The following is a 17,933-nucleotide window of genomic DNA, read 5'->3' as shown; positions in this document are numbered from 1 at the left end:
AGGGGGCGCTTTCGCGCCCTCTTCCCGTTTGGAGACTGCAGTGACCCCCGACCGCACCGACGCGAACCCCGACGAGAACGCAGAACACGGCGTCCTCGACGAGAGCGGGAACCTCGACACCGCCAGCATCACGATCCTCGGAGGACACATCGCCCAGGTCAACGTCGACCTGCCGACCGTGTCCGACGACGACGACCTCGACGACGACGTCATCGAGGACGAGGTCGTGATCGACGACGCCGACCTGCGCCCCCTCGAGGCGCCCGAGTTCCGCGATTCCCCCCTCGAGCCTTCCACCGAGATCGTGCACGAGCCGCACGTCGAGCAGCTGCCGACCGGCGACATCATCCTCGAACCGCACCATGACGAGGCCTCTGTCGGCGACGCCGAAGACGGCGATCACGACATCCACGACGCCGAGATCGTGCACGACGACGACCAGGCCGGTCATGCGTCGGCGGGCGATGCGTGGGTCGACGTGGCCGTCGCTCACGCGACGGCGGACGACGAGGGGGATGCCGGAGACATCGACGCGCGGGAGGATTCCGCGCCGTCGCACGCGCACGAGTCTCCTGCCGCCGAGTCGGAGGTCGACGAGACCTCGGAGCCCGAGAGCACGGACGTGGACCGCGGCGAGGCGGAGCCCGGCCACGACGTGGGCGGCCAGGACTCGGAGGGCGACGTCGTCAAGAGCGACGGCGCCGGCGCGCACAGCGGCGATGCGCCCGCCGTCGACCCGCAGGACGACGCTGCGGACCACGACGACGACGCTCACGCCCCGGACACGCACGACGCGGAAGCTCGCGCGTTCGACGGAGTGACGTCGCCGGCCGACGACGAGGAGAGCGGCGTGAACGAGAGCTCCGCCGCCCTCGAAGACCTCCACGACGTCGAGATCGTCGACGACCCCGAACTGTTCGCCGCGGATGCCGCGGACGGAGACGTCGAGCAGACCGAGCTGGCCGCCGATCCGGCGCTGGCCGAGCCCGCCGATCCCCAGGGCGGTGCGCAGCGGGAGGCCGAGTCGACCGACGTCGCGCGCACCGAGATCGATGACGACGTCGCCGAGCCCGCAGGTTCCGACACCGCGGCCGAGACCGCCGGACTGCGCGCCGACGACGAGAGCGCGCGTGAGGCCGCCGTCGTTTCCGACGTCGACGCCTCGACGTCGCTCACGCGTGCTCCGTGGGTTCCCGCCCCCGCGGCGGGCGGACCCCGTGCCGAGGCCGAGGCGCCCGGCGAAGACGACGCGCACACCGACACCGACGCCGACACCGACGCGCACGCGGACATCGCCGCGGCCGTCGACACCGACGTTCCCGTCGAGGCAGGCGACACCGCCGCAGAGGCTTCCGCCAGCACGCCCGCGGAAGAGGCCGATGTGCCCGGCGCCGAGCAGCTCGACGCGCGCCCGGTCGTCCGCGAGTTCGAAACGTCCTCGACGTCGATCGTGATGGCGACCCCCACCGATGACGTCGCGGCGGCCGCGGCATCCACCGGTGCCCCGTCCGCCACCGGCGCCACCCCGATCGAGCCGAAGGCTCCGACCACCGCGTCGACCACAGTGACCCCCGAGCCCGCGTCCCCCGCGGACGAGGTCGCACAGGCCGAGGTCGCACCCCGGAAGGCCACCGCCCCGGCCACCGGGACGGTCCCGACCACCCGCGCCGAGCGCGCGGCGACCGGCGTGATCGGAACGGTGCCGCTCACCCGCCGCAGCGCCCAGCAGGCCGACGAGGCCGCGCGCGTCGGGCGCGCCCACGCGCTCGAACGCGTCAAGACGCCCGAGCCCGAGGTGTCGCTCACGAGCAAGCGTCTCGGTCAGGTGGGGGACACGCGTGAGAGCGCCGACCTACTCACCGCCGACCGGCTGCTCGATCCGCGGCAGATCGCCCGCCCCGAGCCCGAGGGCCTGTGGCGTCAGCTGGTGTACTCGGTGTCGGGTCACCGCATCAACCTCGGCGACGGCCGTCGTGCGCGCCAGCGCAAAGAGCTCGACCGCCGCATCTCGGCCCCGCTCGTCGGCGGTGCGCGATTCGTGCCGGTGCTCTCGCGCAAGGGCGGCGTCGGCAAGACGACCGTGACGTCGCTGCTGGGTATGGCCCTGGCCGACGCCCGCGAAGACCGCATCATCGCGGTCGACGCCAACCCCGACCGCGGAACCCTCGCCGATCGTGTCGGGAGCGCCAACGGCCGAACCGTGCGCGACCTCGTCCGCGCGCACGACGAGATGTCGGGATACAACGACGTCTCCTCGATCGTGGCCCGGGATGCCACGCGCCTGGACGTGCTGGCATCCGATACCGACCCGCGGGTGTCGGAGGCCTTCAGTGACGACGACTACCGTCAGGTCGCCGACGTCGCCGCGCACTACTACTCGATCGTGCTGACCGACACCGGCACGGGCATCGTCCACTCGGTGATGGGGGCCACCCTCGAGCTCGCCGACACGCTCGTCATCGTCGCCGGCCTCTCGGTCGACGAGGCCCGCCTGGCGTCGGAGACGCTGACGTGGCTCGAGACGAACGGGTACACGACGCAGGTGCGCGATGCCGTCGTCGTGCTCAACAACTCGCGGCCCGGTGCACCGCTCGTGCGCGAGAGCGAGCTCGAGGCGCACTTCCGTTCGCGCGTGCGCACCGTCATCCGTATGCCGTACGACGCGCGCATCGCCGCGGGCAGCGCGATCACGTTCCGCGAGCTGCAGCCTGCCACCCGCCAGGCGGCCCGTGAGCTGGCGGCGGCCGTGGTCGAAGGGCTTCGTGCTCCGGTGGCCGCGGCATGACCGTCCGTGCGATCCGGCTGTTCGGCGACCCCGTGCTCCGCGCCGTCAGCGCGCCCATCGAGACGATCGACGACGGCATCCGCTCGCTCGTGCGGGATCTGCTCGACACGGTCGCGCTCCCCGGCCGGGCTGGAGTCGCGGCCCCCCAGATCGGGGTGAACCTGCGCGCCTTCAGCTACAACATCGACGGTGACATCGGCTACGTGCTGAACCCCGTGCTGGTCGAGACCCGTGGCGAGCCGCAGCCGGTGGGAGAGGGCTGTCTCTCGGTTCCGGGCCTCTGGCACGACGCGCAGCGCTTCCCCTGGGCGCGGGTCGAGGGCATCGACCTCGACGGCGACCCGGTGGTGCTCGAGGGGGAGGGCTTGCTCGCCCAGGCGCTGCAGCACGAGACCGACCACCTCGACGGCATGCTGTACCTGTCGCGTCTTCCCGCCGACACGCGCCGCGAGGCCATGCGCCAGGTGCGCGAGAGCGACTGGTTCTGACCCGCACGCCGTCGCATCCGGTCGGGCGCATCGTCTGCGCTGCGCGCGGGGTGAGTCCGATCCGCTGCGGAGGGACCGAGGTCGCGCGCATCGCGGAGCTCATGCTCCGTCGCCGCGAAAGAGAACGGCCCGGCCCCCACGCGGGGGACCGGGCCGTTCGCGTCGCGCCCGTCAGGGCAGCGAGACGTTGGTGGTGTTGACCGGCACCGCGTAGATGTCCTCGATGTCGTCGGCGAAGTCGGCCACGATGACGTTGCGCTTGATGCTCATCTTCGGCGTGAGGTGCCCGCTGGCCTCGGTCCACTCCGTGGGCAGGATGGTGAACTTGCGGATCGACTCCGCGCGGGACACCCGCGCGTTGGCCCGGTCGATGGCGCCCTGCACCTCGGCGCGCACCTTCTCGTTCGCCGCGGCGGCGGTGAGCGTCATGTCGGAGGGCAGGCCGTTGTTGGCGAGCCACGTGGGGAGCATCTCGGAGTCCAGGGTCACGAGGGCCGAGATGAACGGCTTGTGGTCGCCGACGACGACGACCTGGCCGACGATCGGGTTCGCGCGGATGGGGTCTTCGAGAGCGGCGGGGGCGACGTTCTTGCCGCCGGCGGTGACGATGATCTCTTTCTTGCGACCGGTGATCGAGAGGAAGCCGTCGCTGTCGAAGGCGCCGATGTCACCCGTCTTGAACCACTCGCCGTCGAACGCCTCGGCGGTGGCCTCGGGGTTCTGCCAGTACTCGCGGAAGACGTTGATGCCCCGCACCTGGATCTCACCGTCCTCGGCCAGACGCACGCCCACGCCGGGCAGCACCGGACCGACCGAGCCGATCTTCGACTTCGTGGCGAGGTTGACCGTCGCCGGCGCCGTGGTCTCGGTGAGGCCGTAGCCCTCGAGGATGACCACGCCGAGGCTGCGGAAGAAGTGACCGAGCCGGGGGCCGAGCGGAGCCGACCCCGACACCGCGTACACGATCCGCCCGCCCATGGCATCCCGCAGCTTCGCGTACACGAGCTTGTCGAACAGTGCGAACTTGATTCTGAGGCCCAGCGGGATGGACCGGCCGTCCTGCAGACGCTCGGAGTGCTCGATGGCCGCGGCGGCGGCCGCGCGGAAGATCTTGCCCTTACCGCCGGCCTCGGCCTTCTGCTCGGCCGAGTTGTAGACCTTCTCGAACACGCGCGGCACGGCCAGCAGGAACGAGGGCCGGAACGAGCCGAGCGCGGGCAGCAGCTGCTTCGTGTCGGGCTGGTGGCCGGTCTTGACACCGGCGTGCACGTTCAGCAGCGAGATGAAGCGGGCGAAGACGTGCGCCGTCGTGATGAACAGCAGCGTCGAGGCGCCGGGCGTCTCGACGACCTCGTGCAGCGCCTTGGCGGAGTTGCGGGCGAGCTCGACGAAGTTGCTGTGCACGAGCACGCAGCCCTTCGGGCGCCCCGTCGACCCCGAGGTGTAGATGAGGGTCGCGACATCCGACGCCTTGGCCAGGTGGCGGCGGCGCTCGATCTCTTCGTCGGTGATGTGACCGCCCCCGGCCAAGAGCGTGTCGAGCGCGCCCGTGTGCATCTGCCACACGTCGCGGACGAGCGGTACGTCGCTGCGCACCTCGTCGAGGCGTCCGGCGTGCTCCGCCGACTCCAGGACGACGGCGATGGCGCCGGAATCCGAGAGGATCCACGAGATCTGCGCGGGGGAGCTCGTCTCGTACACCGGCACCATCACCGCGCCGGCGTAGAACAGTGCGAAATCGACGAGCGTCCAGTCGTAGGTCGTGCGCGCGATGAACGCCACCTTCTCGCCGGGCTGGATGCCCGCGGCGACGAATCCCTTCGCGAGCGCGATCACCTGCCGTTCGAACTCGGCGGCGGTGACGTCGCGCCATCCGTCGGCATCGGGCACCGCGAACAACGCGCGGTCGGGGGTCGCCCGCACACGGTCGGCCAGCAGGTCGGACGTGTTGGCGTCCGGGTCGGCGGCGACGAGGGGGGAGAGGTCGAACTGGATCACGGTAACTCCTTTGGCACCGGAAGAACGTCGAGCGGTTCGTCGAGTCTATCCGCACGTCTTTCCCTGCCCCGGGTGAAGTGCGTTCCTCGCGCGGGTGTCCCGGGTGGCTAGACTGCTCCGGGCCGGCCGAGCGGTGGGCCCGGAAGGGAACGCGGTGCAGAACGTCGGCATCGACATCGGGGGCACGAAGATCGCGGGCGGCGTCGTCGACGCCGACGGGACGATCATCGAGAAGCTCCGCGTCGACACCCCCATCGACCCGTCGGCCCTCGTGGATGCCGTGGTCGACATGGCCGACCACCTGCGTCGCGCCCACGAGGTGCACGCCATCGGCGTCGCGGCGGCGGGCTTCATCAGCCGCGACCGCAGCACCGTGATCTACGCGCCCAACATCGACTGGCGCGACGAGCCGCTGCGCGCGCGCCTCGAGCAGCGCCTCGATGCCCCCGTCACCATCGAGAACGACGCCAACGCCGCCGGCTGGGGCGAGTACCGCTTCGGCGCGGGCCAGGGCGTGCGCGACATGGTCATGCTCACGATGGGCACGGGAGTGGGCGGCGCCGTCGTCACCGACGGCGAGCTCTTCCGCGGCGGACACGGCATCGGAGCCGAGCTCGGGCACCTGCGTTTCGTGCGCGGGGGACACCCCTGCGGCTGCGGGCAGAACGGATGCCTCGAGCAGTACGCCTCGGGCCGCGCACTGCAGCGCGAGGCGAACGCCATCGCCGACGAGGGCGGGATCGGCGCGGCTCTCGCGGCGGTCCGCGACGAGAAGGGGGCCATCCCCGGTCCCGCCGTCTCGCGACTCGTGCTCGCGGGCGACCCGGGTGCGGTCGAGGCGCTGCGTCGGGTGGCCACGGCCCTCGGCGAGGCCTGCGGAGGCTTCCAGGCGGTGCTCGACCCCGAGGTGTTCGTCATCGGCGGGGGAGTCGCGCAGCTCGGTGCCGACCTGCTGGAACCGGTGAAACTCGCGTACGAGACGTCGCTGCCGGGATACGGTGAACGTCCGGTCGCGGAGTTCGCGATCGCACGCTTGGGCAACGACGCCGGTCTCATCGGGGTCGCCGACCTCGCCGGGAAGGAACGCTGACGATGTTCTACTGGCTCATGAAGTACGTGGTGATCGGACCGATCATCAAGGCGATCTTCCGCCCGTGGATGGTGGGCCGGCGAAACATCCCCGTCGAGGGCGCGGCGATCCTCGCCAGCAACCACCTGTCGTTCTCGGACTCGATCTTCCTGCCCCTGATGATCGACCGGCGCATGGCCTTCCTCGCCAAGAGCGACTACTTCACCGGGCGCGGTCTGAAGGGCTGGGCCACCCGTCTGTTCTTCACCGCCACGGGCCAGCTGCCCATCGACCGCTCCGGCGGCAAGGCGTCGGAGGCATCGCTCAACACCGGTCTCGGCGTGCTCGGCCGGGGCGAGCTGCTCGGCATCTACCCCGAGGGCACCCGCAGCCCCGACGGCACCCTGTACCGCGGTCGCACGGGCATCGCGCGCATGGCGCTCGAGGCGCGCGTCCCCGTCGTCCCGGTCGTCATGGTCGACACCGGCGCCGTCATGCCCATCGGTCAGCGCCTGCCGCGGGTGGGACGCGTCGGCATCGTCATCGGCGAGCCGCTCGACTTCTCGCGTTTCGAGGGCATGGAGGGCGATCGCTACGTGCTGCGGTCGGTCACCGACGAGATCATGGTGGCGCTGCAGCGCCTCGGCGAACAGCGGTACGAAGACGTGTACGCGTCGACCGTGAAGGACCGCCTGGCCACCGCGCAGGCGGCGAAGGCGCCCGCGGCGCGCCACTAGACTTCAGGGGTGAATCAGCAGCTCCACGACCTCGACCACTGGCGAACCCTGCCCATCAAGCAGCAGCCCCAGTGGTATGACGAGGCCGCGGTCGACGCGGCATCCGCAGAGCTGGCGACCCTCCCGCCGCTGGTCTTCGCCGGCGAGGTCGACAATCTGCGCGATCGCCTCGCGCGCGCCGCCGCCGGTCAAGCGTTCCTCCTGCAGGGCGGTGACTGCGCCGAGACCTTCGCCGGCGCGACCGCCGAGCAGATCCGCAACCGCATCAAGACGGTCCTGCAGATGGCCGTCGTGCTCACCTACGGGGCGTCGATGCCGGTGGTGAAGATGGGCCGCATGGCGGGCCAGTTCGCCAAGCCCCGTTCGAGCGACGTCGAGACGCGCGGTGACGTGACGCTGCCCGCCTACCGCGGCGACATCGTCAACGGGTACGACTTCACCGAGGAGTCCCGCAAGGCCGACCCGGCGCGGCTGCTCAAGGGCTACCACACGGCCGCCTCGACGCTGAACCTGATCCGCGCGTTCACGCAGGGCGGCTTCGCCGACCTGCGCGAGGTGCACAGCTGGAACAAGGGCTTCGCCAGCACCCCGGCCAACCAGGCCTACGAGAGCATGGCGACCGAGATCGACCGTGCGATCAAGTTCATGGAGGCCGCCGGCGCCAACTTCGACGAGCTCACGCGCGTCGAGTTCTACACCGGCCACGAGGGTCTGCTCATGGACTACGAGCGCCCCATGACGCGCATCGACTCGCGCACGGGCATGCCGTACAACACCTCGTCGCACTTCCAGTGGATCGGTGAGCGCACGCGCGAGCTCGACGGCGCGCACGTCGACTACTTCTCGAAGATCCGCAACCCCATCGGCGTCAAGCTCGGCCCCACCACGACGGCCGAGACGGCGCTCGCCCTCATCGACAAGCTCGACCCCGAGCGCGAGCCCGGCCGCCTGACGTTCATCACGCGCATGGGCGCCGGCAAGATCCGCGACGCCCTGCCGCCGCTGCTCGAGGCCGTCCGCGATTCGGGCGCCACGCCGCTCTGGGTGACCGACCCGATGCACGGCAACGGCATCACCACGCCCACCGGCTACAAGACGCGTCGCTTCGACGACGTCGTCGACGAGGTGCGCGGGTTCTTCGAGGCGCACCGCTCCGTGGGCACGCACCCGGGTGGCATCCACGTCGAGTTGACCGGCGACGACGTCACCGAGTGCCTGGGCGGCTCCGAGATGATCGACGAGGCCACCCTCGCGACCCGCTACGAGAGCCTGTGCGACCCGCGTCTGAACCACCGGCAGAGCCTCGAGCTGGCGTTCCTCGTCGCCGAGGAGCTCGAGAAGCGCTGAGCCGCGTCTCCGTCGCCTCGACGCCCCCGATCCGCTGTGGTCGGGGGCGTCGTGCGTGTGAGGGGAAAGGTCGGCCGGGCCGTCGGTGGATGCCTCGGTGGAATGTCGGCGTGATCGTGCTGCCGTGCCGCGCGGTCGAGCTCAGCCGGTGCTGAAGACGCGCACGGGGGTCCCCGGCCGGTGGCTGGTGCCTGGGGCCGGATCCGTGCGACTCACAGTGAAGATTCCCCACACCAACTCGGGAAGCGCTGTGCCGGGTTCGAAGCCCGCTTCGCGGAGCGTCGAGATCGCATCGGCGACGGACTGCCCGGCGACATCGGGCACGATGATCGGACGCGGCCCCTTAGAGACGAGCAGGGTAACTGTTTCACCCGGACGCCAGTTACCGTCCTCCGCGCGATCCAGGATGCCAAGGACGGCCCCATCATCGATCGAGTCGCTGAAGTCGGTGGGACGGTCTCCGGAGACTTGCAGCCCGGCGGCCTCGAGCTCGCGAATGGCACGGTCGACCCCGAGTCCGGTGACGTCGGGGACTGGACCGCTAGAGATCAGCATCGAGGCGGCATCGCCCTCGTAGACGGTGCAACCATCCGTGCAGTCAATCGCTTCGGCACCGGACCGCGGAGTCACGGTCGCTGACAAGACGGTTCCCTGATCGGAATCAGTGAACTCGAAACCGTCGTCTCCCACGCTGACGCGCGCCGCCTCGAGTGCGGCGCGTGCCTCTGTCTGCGAGCGGCCGGCGAGTGGTTCGATCTGATGGGTGGCGGGACCGAGCGACACGGTGACCGTCACAACGGTGTCCTTATCGACCCGCGTATTCGAGGGAGGATCCGAGGAGATCGTGGTGCCGGCGGCGATGTCGAAGTCGGTGACCTCTTGCGCCTGGGCACGCAACTGCTGCTGGGCGAGCAGCGCCTCGGCGTCGGCGAAGCTGCGCCCCGAGACGTCGGGCACGGCGACGAGCGATCCGGGGCCGGAACCGAAGTACCAGCCCGTGCCGGCGGCGCCCGTGGCGAGCAGCAGCACGAGCATGAGCATCCAGATGCCGCGGGCGGTGCGGCGGCGGGTCTTCGTGCGGAGCCGGGCGGCGTTGTCGGGCTCGTCGGCGGGCGCCGACGGCAGGGACGCGGTCTGGGGCAGCACCTTGGTGAGCTCTCGAGACTCCGCCGCGGTCGCTGGGCTCGTCGTGCCGACCGAGACGGCGCGGGCCACCTGCGGGGCGAGGCCCAGTTCCTTCTCGACGGCGCGCAGGCGCTCGAGCATCACCGCGGCGTCGAGCGGCCGGTCGTCGGGTTCGCGCTCGGTCGACCACAGCACGAGCTCGTCGAGCTGCTCGGGGACGGAGGGGTTCTTCGCGCTCGGGCGGGGCACGGAGTCGGTGGCGTGCTGGTAGGCGATCTGCATCGGCTGCTCGCCCTTGTAGGGCTGCTCGCCGGTGAGCATTTCGTACAGCATGATGCCGAGCGAGTAGATGTCGCTGCGGGCGTCGGCGGTGCCGCGCGTGACGAGCTCGGGAGCCAGGTAGGCGATCGTCCCCATCAGCTGGGCGCCGCTGGCGGTGTTCGCCGTGGTGGCTCGGGCGAGACCGAAGTCGCCGATCTTGATGCGGCCGTCCTCGGCCAGCAGCACGTTCTCGGGCTTCACGTCGCGGTGCACGATGCCGGCGCGGTGCGCGGCGGCCAGCCCCGAGAGGATGGCATCCATGATCGTCAGGGTCTGATCGACCGTGAGGCGCTTGTGCTCGCGCAGAAGCTCGCGCAGCGTGATGCCGGGCAGGTACTCCATGACCAGGTAGGCCATCTCGCCGTCCTGGCCCTGGTCGAAGACGTTCACCACGTGCGGGTCGCTCAGGCGCGCCGCCGAGCGGGCCTCCTGGATGAACCGGCTCTGGAACACGGTGTCGTCGCTGAGGTGCCCGTGCATGACCTTCAGCGCGACGCGGCGCTCGAGGCGCAGATCGGTCGCGACGTACACGGTCGCCATGCCGCCGCGCGCAATGCGCGCGCGGACCCGGTACCGGCCGTCGACGAGACGGCCGATCAGCGGGTCGGCCTGCTGACTCGTGCTCACGGGTCGAGTCTACGGAGCGCCCCCTGGGAGCCCGGGCAACGGCTCACCGCCACCTCAGCCGAGAACGGCGAGCCAGGTGGTCGCGGGCTGCTCCCATTGCGCGTAGCGATCGGGGTAGGCCGAGATCTGCACGGCCTGAGCCGCGTCGGCGTACGACAGCTGCTCCCAGCCCTCGATGTCGAGCAGTCCGCGCGTGTCGGAGCCGTTGGGGTCGGCGGATCCGCCGAAGAAGGCCCGGGTCGACCGGTCGGGGTTGAGGATCTGCTCGGGCGAGCCCCACCCCGTGCTGGGCTGCTGCTGGAAGAGACCGCGCGAGTCGCGGTCGCCCCCGTCGAGGTTGCGCAGCCACGACTCCTGCATCGCGGTGCCGAGGGCGATCCGGATGCCGTGATCCGACACGCCGAGCTCCCGCCCGATCCGGATGATGAGGCGCGCGTTCTCGGACTGCTCGGCGTCGAGTCCGGGAGCGGTCGCCGGGGGGAGCGCCGCCGGGGCGGGAGCCGACGGAGCGGAGCCGGAGGGGATCCGCAGCACCTCGCCGGGGTAGATGATCGACGAACGCGTGAGGTCGTTGGCGGCGAGGACGGCGTCGATCGAGACGCCATGGGTGGCGGCGATCGCCGAGACGGTGTCGCCCGGTCGCACCTCGTAGGTGGGCGTCGGGGCGTCAGCGGGAGCCGCCGGCGGCGCGGCCGCGGCGACGAGGGCGAGGACCTGCCCGGGGCGGATGACGGCGGAGGCGTCGAGCCCGTTGGCCGCGAGCACCGCCGCGGTGTCGAGGCCGTGGGCACGGGCGATGCCCCAGACGGTGTCGCCCGGCTGCACGGTGTAGGTGGCGGATGCCGCGAGCGCGGCCGTGGCGGGAACGTCGAGCGCGCGGGGCGCCGGCGGCAGCGCCGCGAGGGGCGGGGCGGGTGGTGCCGCGTGCGCGGCGTGCTCGCCCGTGAGGGCCAGGGCGATGGAACCGGCCACCGCGGCCGGCCAGATCGCGGCGACCCGCTTTGCCGTGGAGATCTTCGCGGTGGGCGGCGTCGATGCGGCCGGGGCCGGCGCGGCGAGAGAGGGGAGTCGTTGCATGGTGGGGGATGTCCGTTCTTCCGACTTCCTTCGACGCTCGCACGGGCTGTGAGAGATGGCAACGCGTGGGGCTCGTGTGACGCGTGTAACCCGCCCGGGCCTGGCGGCGCCGGCACCACTGCCCGCGCGGAGGGTGAGATAGTGGCATCGTGACCGACACTTCCCCCTATGAGACCGCCTGGCTGACCCTCCCCGATCTGGTGGAGATCCTGGACGAGCCCCTCGGCCGGGTGCGTCGTCTGCTCGACGAGAACTACCTGGTCGGCTCGCGTCGGCACGGTGCGCTGCGTGTTCCCGAGGTCTTCCTGGTCGACGGTCGTCCCCTCGCGTCGCTGCGCGGCACGATCATCGTGCTGCACGACGCCGGGTACGACGAGGACGAGACGATCGACTGGCTGCTGACGCCCGAGGACAGCATCGGCGTCGCCCCCATCGAGGCGCTGCGCGCCGGTCGCAAGAGCGAAGTGCGCCGCGTCGCGGCGTCGCTCGCCTGAGCCCACCGCCCGCTCGGGCGCCGGATGTCGCCGCGTCAGGCGGAGCGTTCGGTGGCCGCCCGCGCCAACGCACGCAGTTCGCCGACGGCCGAGGCGCCCAGGCGCGTGTCGGTCAGGGCGGCGTCGGCCCGACGGGCGTAGTCCGCGATGAGCTCCTCGGTGCGAGCCAACGCGCCGGTGTCGACGATCGTGCGCTGCAGGCCCGCGATCCGGTCGGCGTCGAGGGTGGCGTCGCCGAGCAACGCGTCGATCTCGCGGCGTTCGGCCTCGGGCAGCGATTCCCGGGCGTAGGCGACGAGCACGGTGCGCTTGCCCTCGCGCAGGTCGTCGCCGACGGGCTTGCCGGTGACGGCGCTGTCGCCGAACACGCCCAGCACGTCGTCGCGCAGCTGGAATGCCATTCCCACGTCGTGCCCGAAATGCCCGAGGGCCTCGAGCTGCGCGTCGTCGGCCCCGGCGAGTTCCGCGCCGATGAGCAGCGGCTGCTGGATGCTGTAGCGCGCCGACTTGTACGACGCGATGCGCAGTGCCCGCTCGGCGTGGGTGTCGTCGGGGTAGACGACGTGGGCCGACTCTTCGGCGACGTCGAGGAATTGCCCGATCGTGACGTCGCGGCGCATCCGCGCGTAAGCCCGCCGGGTGGCGCCGGCGGTCGCGGCTCCGTCGAGTCCTTCTTCGAGCAGGTCGTCGCTCCAGGCGACGAGGAGGTCGCCCAACAGGATGGCGCCCGAGCGTCCGAAGGTCTCGGGGTCGCCGGTCCACCCGGCTTCGCCGTGCGCGTTCTGCAGGGCGCGGTGCGCGGCGGGCTGACCCCGTCGCGTGTCGGAGTTGTCGACGAGGTCGTCGTGCACGAGGGCCGCGGCGTGGAACACCTCGAGCGATGACGCCACCGCGAGGGCGGCGTCGTCGAGGCCGTGCGCGTCGGGGTGGTCGAGCTCGTCGACCGCGCGCCAGCCGGTGAGGCAGAAGCGCGCGCGCAGGCGCTTTCCGCCGCGGAGAGCGGCTGCACCGGAGCGGGTGAGCGCCTCGGCCTCGGGGCCGAGCATGGCCGCGTACGATAGCTGATCAGAGAGGAACTTGTCGAGTCGCTGGGAAACAGCTTCGATCGGTTCCGGGGAGGCTGGCACGGGCCTAGCCTAGTGATCCACGCCGCGCGTAGAATCGTCCGCACCGAACAACAGAGGGGGATGCATGCCACTCTCCGAACAGGAGCAGCGTCTGCTGGATGAGATGGAGCGCCATCTCATGAGCAACGACACCGATGTCGTCACCGCCCCCAGTCGCGCCCTGAGCTATCGCAACATCGTCCTCGGCTCGATCCTCGTTCTCGCGGGGCTCGGAGCGCTGGTGGTCGGTGTGTCGATCGGCTTCAACACCGGGTTCCTCGGCATCGCCATCGGCGTCGTCGGGTTCCTCCTCATGGTGGGAGGCGTGGTCTTCGCGGTCACGCCGATGCGCGGTTCGGCTCCCACGGCGCCCGTCGCCTCCGCCTCGGGTGCACGCGCCCCTCGCGCGGCGAGCACGTCGTTCATGGACCGCATGAACGATCGGTGGGACCGCCGCCGCGAAGGGCACTGACCCTCCCGCATCCTGAATCAGCACCGGCTCTTCGGAGCCGGTGCTTTTTCGTGCGCCCGGGGAGCGGGTTGCGACGGAATGGGGCGAGTGGGGGAGTGCCCCTTTTTCGCCGTGCCCCCTCCCTTTTGCTCCACCGGCCGTCTTCCCACGGTGTTCGACCGTTCTCGAGCCGCGGAAACACGCGGATCTCGTCGCGCCGTCGAGGGAGGGCCAGCAACAGTACACGGCGGCATTCCTTCGCGGAAGATCGCAGGATTCGATAGCTAAGTGGAGGGCAGTGGAGTAAAGTGGGGGAAACTTCGCTGGCCGGACGAAGGGGGTGGACGCTCGAATGCTGCTCGGAACGCACAGCCCCAAGCTCGACGACAAAGGGCGCGTCATCCTGCCCGCGAAGTTCCGTGACGATCTCGGAGCCGGAGTGGTGATCACCCGGGGGCAGGACCGCTGCCTCTACGTGTTCAGCACCGAGGAGTTCGAGCGCGTGCACGAGCGGATCCGCGAGGCCCCGCTCAGCAACAAGCAGGCCCGCGACTTCCTGCGCATGTTCCTCTCGGGGGCCAGCGCCGAGAAGCCCGACAGCCAGAACCGCATCACCGTTCCCCCGGCGCTGCGCGCCTACGCCGGGCTCGGTCGCGAGCTGGTCGTCACGGGTGTCGGCGCCCACGCCGAGATCTGGGATGCCGAGGCCTGGAACGCCTACGCCGAGAGCAACGAAGACACGTACGCCGAGATGGAGCAGGAGGTGATCCCGGGACTGTTCTGACCCTCCGGCTGTGATGTCCAGCCGCACGCCCTGACGCACTTCCCCGGCGCCAGGTCCTGCGGATGGGCATCAGAGCCCGAGGATTCGGAGCCCGACATCATGGACATCCGCGACATCCACACCCCCGTCCTTCTCGAACGCTGCGCCGAGTTGCTGGCGCCCGCACTCCAGCGCCCCGGCTCCGTCTTCGTCGACGGCACGCTGGGCATGGGCGGGCACTCCGAGGCCTTCCTCGAGCGCTTCCCGACGACCCGCCTGATCGGCCTCGATCGCGACACCGACGCCCTGCGCATCGCGGGGGAGCGGCTGGCCCGTTTCGGCGACCGCGTCACCCTCGTGCACACCGTCTACGACGGCATCGCCGAGGCCGTGGCATCCGCGGGGGTGAAGAAGGTCGACGGCATCCTCTTCGATCTCGGAGTCTCGTCGCTGCAGCTCGACGAGGCCTCCCGCGGCTTCGCCTATGCGCAGGACGCCCCGCTCGACATGCGCATGGACCAGACCAGCGGCATCACCGCCGCGCACGTGGTGGCCACCTACGGCGAGGGCGATCTGCGTCGCATCTTCGAGCGGTACGGCGAAGAGAAGCTCGCCGGCCGCTACGCCCGGGCGATCATCGCCGCTCGCGCCGTCGCGCCCCTGGAGCGCTCGGGTCAGCTGGTCGACGTGCTGCAGGCCGCGACCCCCGCCGCCGTGCTGCGTGAGCGCCACCCCGCCAAGCGCGTCTTCCAGGCGCTGCGCATCGAGGTCAACGCCGAGCTGTCGGTCCTCGAACGCACGATTCCCGCGGCCCTCGGCACCCTCTCGGTCGGCGGGCGCATCGTCGTGCTGTCGTACCAGTCGCTCGAGGATCGCCTCGTCAAGCGCGTGTTCGCCGACGCCTCGACCTCGACCGCCCCCCGGGGGCTTCCCGTCGAGCTGCCCGAGCACGCGCCGAAGTTCCGCCTGCTCGTCCGTGGAGCCGAGCTCGCCGGAGACGACGAGCGGGCCGTCAACCCCCGTGCCACCCCCGTGCGTCTGCGCGCGGCCGAGCGAATCCAGGAGGACGCATGAGTGCCACCCAGACCGTCGATGCGGACTTCCTCCCGGATTTCCCGGCGCCGGTGCGCGAACCGCGCCGACTCCACGTCGTCGCCCCCGCGCGTCGCCGCGCTCCGCGCCGCCTGTTCGGCGTGATCGCCGTCACCGGTGCGCTGGCCATCGTGCTCGTGCAGATGGGGCTCGGCATCCTGACCACTCAGAGCTCGTTCGAGATCGCGTCGCTCACCCAGCAGCAGCGCGACCTGACGTACCAGAAGCAGATCCTCGCCGACGACAACGCCGGGCTCAGCTCGCCCCAGTACCTCGCGGCCAACGCCGCCGCCCTCGGCATGGTCATCGACGAGTCGCCGACCTACCTGCGCCTGAGCGACGGCGCCGTCATCGGTAGCGACAAGCCCGCCGACGCCGTCTCGTCGGTGGATGCCATGGGCCGAGGCTCGGTGCGCAACGCCCTGATCGCCGACAAGCCGCTCGTGACCAACCCGCAGGCGCCCGTCACCCCCGCGGCCGCGGCGCCGACGGACCCCGCGGCGGCGGCGCCGACGGACCCGGCGGCCCCCACCGACGCCACGCCCCCCGCCGAATCGGCGACACCCCCGTCGATCAGCGACGGTCTGCCGACTCCCGCGACACGATGAGACCCATGACGACGACTACCCACCGGTCCCCTCGGCGTCGCACCGTCGTCGCTCTCGCGATCGTCCTCACCGTCCTGCTCGCCTTCGTGGTGCGCCTCGTCGACATCCAGGTCGTCAACGCGAAGGAGCACGTCGACGACTCGCTCGCCATGGGGCTCCAGAACTCCCGCGTCGAGTACGCCTCGCGCGGCTCGATCGTCGACGAGAACGGCGTGATCCTGGCGTCGAGCGTGAACCGCTACGACGTGCAGGTCGACCCCATGCTCGCGATCAAGGGCGTGACCACCCGCGACGACGACGAGAACGAGACCACGACGGGATGGCCCGAGATCGCCGCGAAGATCGCGGCCGTCACGGGGCAGGATGCCGCCGACGTCGAGGCGAGCGTCACCGACGCCGTCGCCGAGAACCCCGACTCGCGCTACGCGATGATCACCAAGAACGTCTCGACCGAGCAGTACCGCGCGCTGGTCGCCCTCGGTCTGCCGTTCCTGAGCTTCCCGCCCCAGGCCGGCCGCGTGTACCCCGACGGCGCCGTCGGCGGAAACCTCATCGGCTTCGTCGGCAGCGACGGTCAGCCCCTCGCCGGGCTGGAGGCGGCCGACAACGACTGCCTCGCCTCCACCAACGGCAAGGTCGTCTTCCAGCAGAGCCGTGACGGCGTGGTGCTGCCGGGCACCGAGACCGTGGCCGAGCCCGCGGTCGACGGCGGCACGCTCAAGCTCACCGTCGATCGCGACCTGCAGTGGTACATGGGCCAGCTCATCGCCGAGCAGGTGCAGAACACGGGATCGCTGCGCGGCACGATCACCGTCGTCGAGGCCAAGACGGGCAAGATCCGCGCGCTGGCGGAGTACCCCACCGTCGACCCGAACAACCCCACCGCGACCCCGTCGGAAGACCGGGGGAGCCGGGCGTTCTCGAGCCCCTTCGAGCCGGGCTCCACGTTCAAGGCGCTCACCACCGCGATCGGTCTGGACAGCGGCTCGTACACGCCCGAGACAACCGTCACCGCGTCGTCGCGCGAGGTGCTCGGCGGCGACGCCCGCGTCTCCGACGCGTTCTCGCACGGCCCCAACGTCTACACGCCCGCGGGCGTGCTCATCGACTCCTCGAACGTCGGCATCTCGAAGTTCGGCGAGATGATCCCCAAAGAGACGCGCTACGACTACCTGCAGAAGTTCGGCATGGGCTCGCTCAGCGCGATCGACTTCCCGGGCGAATCCGGCGGCATCCTGCACCCGGCCCAGGACTGGGACACGCAGACCTTCTACAACACGACCTTCGGTCAGGGCCTGTCGGTCACCGTGCCGCAGCTCGTGGGCGCGTACCAGACCATCGCCAACGGCGGGCTCAAGATGCCGCTGTCGTTGGTCGAGGGGTGCACCGCCGCCGACGGCACCGTCACCGACGTCCCGTCGACCGAGGGCACGCAGGTGGTCTCCACCGACACCGCGCGGGCGGTGTCGCTCATGCTCGAGAACGTCGCCACCCAGGGCGAGCTGGCCTCGAAGATCGCCATCCCCGGCTACCGCATCGCGATCAAGACCGGAACCGGCGAGAAGGTCGACGAGAACACCGGGGCGTACAAGCCCGACGCGTATTTCACGACCATGATCGGCTTCGCCCCCGCCGACGACCCGCAGTACGTCGTCGCGGTCAACCTCGACGAACCGCGGACGGTAAAATCGTCGGCGGCCACCGCCCCCGCGTTCCAGAAGGCCCTCACGCAGGTTCTCAAGACCTACCGCGTGATCCCGTCCGGAACCACGACCCCCGAACTGCCCAAGTTCGGCTGAGACACCGCCGACGCCGGTCTCGTCTCGGTAACGAATGCGACACGGA

Annotated in this window: 15 protein-coding genes; 11 read left to right on the top strand and 4 right to left on the bottom strand. The window is 70.8% G+C overall.

The window, feature by feature from the left end; all coding sequences use genetic code 11:
* Positions 1 to 40: 40 nt before the first annotated feature.
* Together BJP65_RS17075 and BJP65_RS02800 are read left to right on the top strand one after the other, a co-directional pair.
* Positions 41 to 2,785, top strand: coding sequence for a hypothetical protein (locus BJP65_RS17075; RefSeq protein WP_308447292.1), 2,745 nt, complete (start codon positions 41 to 43; stop codon positions 2,783 to 2,785).
* Positions 2,782 to 3,273, top strand: a complete 492-nt coding sequence (locus BJP65_RS02800; protein WP_070408136.1) for a peptide deformylase — start codon at positions 2,782 to 2,784, stop codon at positions 3,271 to 3,273. The genes BJP65_RS17075 and BJP65_RS02800 overlap by 4 nt, the downstream gene beginning before the upstream one ends.
* A gap of 171 nt (positions 3,274 to 3,444) precedes the next feature.
* On the opposite strand, the gene BJP65_RS02795 is transcribed toward BJP65_RS02800, so the two are convergent.
* Entirely contained in the window at positions 3,445 to 5,271 is a 1,827-nt protein-coding gene (locus tag BJP65_RS02795; RefSeq protein ID WP_070408135.1) for a long-chain fatty acid--CoA ligase, read from the bottom strand.
* Between the two features lie 154 nt (positions 5,272 to 5,425).
* Here BJP65_RS02795 and BJP65_RS02790 point away from each other — a divergent pair, with 154 nt between their 5' ends.
* The 3 genes from BJP65_RS02790 to BJP65_RS02780 are packed head-to-tail and all read left to right on the top strand — an operon-like array spanning position 5,426 to position 8,424.
* Entirely contained in the window at positions 5,426 to 6,361 is a 936-nt protein-coding gene (locus tag BJP65_RS02790) for an ROK family glucokinase (RefSeq protein ID WP_055835486.1), read from the top strand.
* 2 nt (positions 6,362 to 6,363) lie between these two features.
* Positions 6,364 to 7,077: a 1-acyl-sn-glycerol-3-phosphate acyltransferase gene (locus BJP65_RS02785; protein WP_070408134.1), complete on the top strand. Its 714-nt coding sequence runs from the start codon at positions 6,364 to 6,366 to the stop codon at positions 7,075 to 7,077.
* Positions 7,078 to 7,086: 9 nt separating this feature from the next.
* Entirely contained in the window at positions 7,087 to 8,424 is a 1,338-nt protein-coding gene (locus BJP65_RS02780) for a class II 3-deoxy-7-phosphoheptulonate synthase (protein ID WP_055835493.1), read from the top strand.
* A 141-nt stretch (positions 8,425 to 8,565) separates the two neighbouring features.
* On the opposite strand, the gene pknB is transcribed toward BJP65_RS02780, so the two are convergent.
* Together pknB and BJP65_RS02770 are read right to left on the bottom strand one after the other, a co-directional pair.
* Positions 8,566 to 10,497, bottom strand: a complete 1,932-nt coding sequence (gene pknB, locus BJP65_RS02775; RefSeq protein ID WP_070408133.1) for a Stk1 family PASTA domain-containing Ser/Thr kinase — start codon at positions 10,495 to 10,497, stop codon at positions 8,566 to 8,568.
* A 54-nt stretch (positions 10,498 to 10,551) separates the two neighbouring features.
* Positions 10,552 to 11,574 carry a LysM domain-containing protein gene (locus BJP65_RS02770; RefSeq protein ID WP_070408132.1) on the bottom strand — a complete coding sequence of 341 codons (1,023 nt, stop codon included), beginning with the start codon at positions 11,572 to 11,574 and terminating at the stop codon, positions 10,552 to 10,554.
* Positions 11,575 to 11,723: 149 nt separating this feature from the next.
* On the opposite strand from BJP65_RS02770, the gene BJP65_RS02765 reads away from it, so the two are divergent.
* Positions 11,724 to 12,068, top strand: coding sequence for an Rv2175c family DNA-binding protein (locus tag BJP65_RS02765; RefSeq protein WP_055835502.1), 345 nt, complete (start codon positions 11,724 to 11,726; stop codon positions 12,066 to 12,068).
* Between the two features lie 35 nt (positions 12,069 to 12,103).
* On the opposite strand, the gene BJP65_RS02760 is transcribed toward BJP65_RS02765, so the two are convergent.
* Positions 12,104 to 13,195, bottom strand: a complete 1,092-nt coding sequence (locus BJP65_RS02760) for a polyprenyl synthetase family protein (protein ID WP_070408131.1) — start codon at positions 13,193 to 13,195, stop codon at positions 12,104 to 12,106.
* 64 nt (positions 13,196 to 13,259) lie between these two features.
* On the opposite strand from BJP65_RS02760, the gene BJP65_RS02755 reads away from it, so the two are divergent.
* The 5 genes from BJP65_RS02755 (at position 13,260) to BJP65_RS02735 (ending at position 17,887) form a co-directional block, all read left to right on the top strand.
* Positions 13,260 to 13,646, top strand: a complete 387-nt coding sequence (locus BJP65_RS02755) for a DUF3040 domain-containing protein (RefSeq protein WP_055835507.1) — start codon at positions 13,260 to 13,262, stop codon at positions 13,644 to 13,646.
* A 331-nt stretch (positions 13,647 to 13,977) separates the two neighbouring features.
* Entirely contained in the window at positions 13,978 to 14,409 is a 432-nt protein-coding gene (gene mraZ / locus BJP65_RS02750; RefSeq protein WP_055835511.1) for a division/cell wall cluster transcriptional repressor MraZ, read from the top strand.
* Between the two features lie 99 nt (positions 14,410 to 14,508).
* Complete coding sequence (rsmH, locus tag BJP65_RS02745; protein ID WP_055835514.1) at positions 14,509 to 15,462, top strand: 16S rRNA (cytosine(1402)-N(4))-methyltransferase RsmH; 954 nt, start codon at positions 14,509 to 14,511, stop codon at positions 15,460 to 15,462.
* Positions 15,459 to 16,088 (top strand): hypothetical protein, encoded by a 630-nt coding sequence (locus tag BJP65_RS02740; RefSeq protein ID WP_070408130.1) that lies wholly within the window; start codon positions 15,459 to 15,461, stop codon positions 16,086 to 16,088. Before rsmH ends, BJP65_RS02740 begins: the two co-directional genes overlap by 4 nt.
* Before the next feature lie 5 nt (positions 16,089 to 16,093).
* The gene (locus tag BJP65_RS02735) at positions 16,094 to 17,887 is read left to right on the top strand and encodes a penicillin-binding protein 2 (RefSeq protein WP_070408129.1); all 1,794 of its coding nucleotides are present in this window, start codon (positions 16,094 to 16,096) and stop codon (positions 17,885 to 17,887) included.
* Positions 17,888 to 17,933 lie beyond the last annotated feature (46 nt).

The sequence above is a fragment of the Microbacterium sp. BH-3-3-3 genome, from assembly GCF_001792815.1.
Lineage (GTDB): Bacteria > Actinomycetota > Actinomycetes > Actinomycetales > Microbacteriaceae > Microbacterium.
This window is presented reverse-complemented; position numbering and strand designations above follow the sequence as displayed.

Excerpts from the sequence above, each read along its gene's own strand:
- BJP65_RS02800 (WP_070408136.1), top strand. The coding sequence starts at position 2,782 with ATGACCGTCCGTGCGATCCGGCTGTTCGGCGACCCCGTGCTCCGCGCC.
- BJP65_RS02785 (WP_070408134.1), top strand. The coding sequence starts at position 6,364 with ATGTTCTACTGGCTCATGAAGTACGTGGTGATCGGACCGATCATCAAG.
- BJP65_RS02770 (WP_070408132.1), bottom strand. The coding sequence starts at position 11,574 with ATGCAACGACTCCCCTCTCTCGCCGCGCCGGCCCCGGCCGCATCGACG.
- BJP65_RS02755 (WP_055835507.1), top strand. The coding sequence starts at position 13,260 with ATGCCACTCTCCGAACAGGAGCAGCGTCTGCTGGATGAGATGGAGCGC.
- mraZ (WP_055835511.1), top strand. The coding sequence starts at position 13,978 with ATGCTGCTCGGAACGCACAGCCCCAAGCTCGACGACAAAGGGCGCGTC.
- rsmH (WP_055835514.1), top strand. The coding sequence starts at position 14,509 with ATGGACATCCGCGACATCCACACCCCCGTCCTTCTCGAACGCTGCGCC.
- BJP65_RS02740 (WP_070408130.1), top strand. The coding sequence starts at position 15,459 with ATGAGTGCCACCCAGACCGTCGATGCGGACTTCCTCCCGGATTTCCCG.
- BJP65_RS02735 (WP_070408129.1), top strand. The coding sequence starts at position 16,094 with ATGACGACGACTACCCACCGGTCCCCTCGGCGTCGCACCGTCGTCGCT.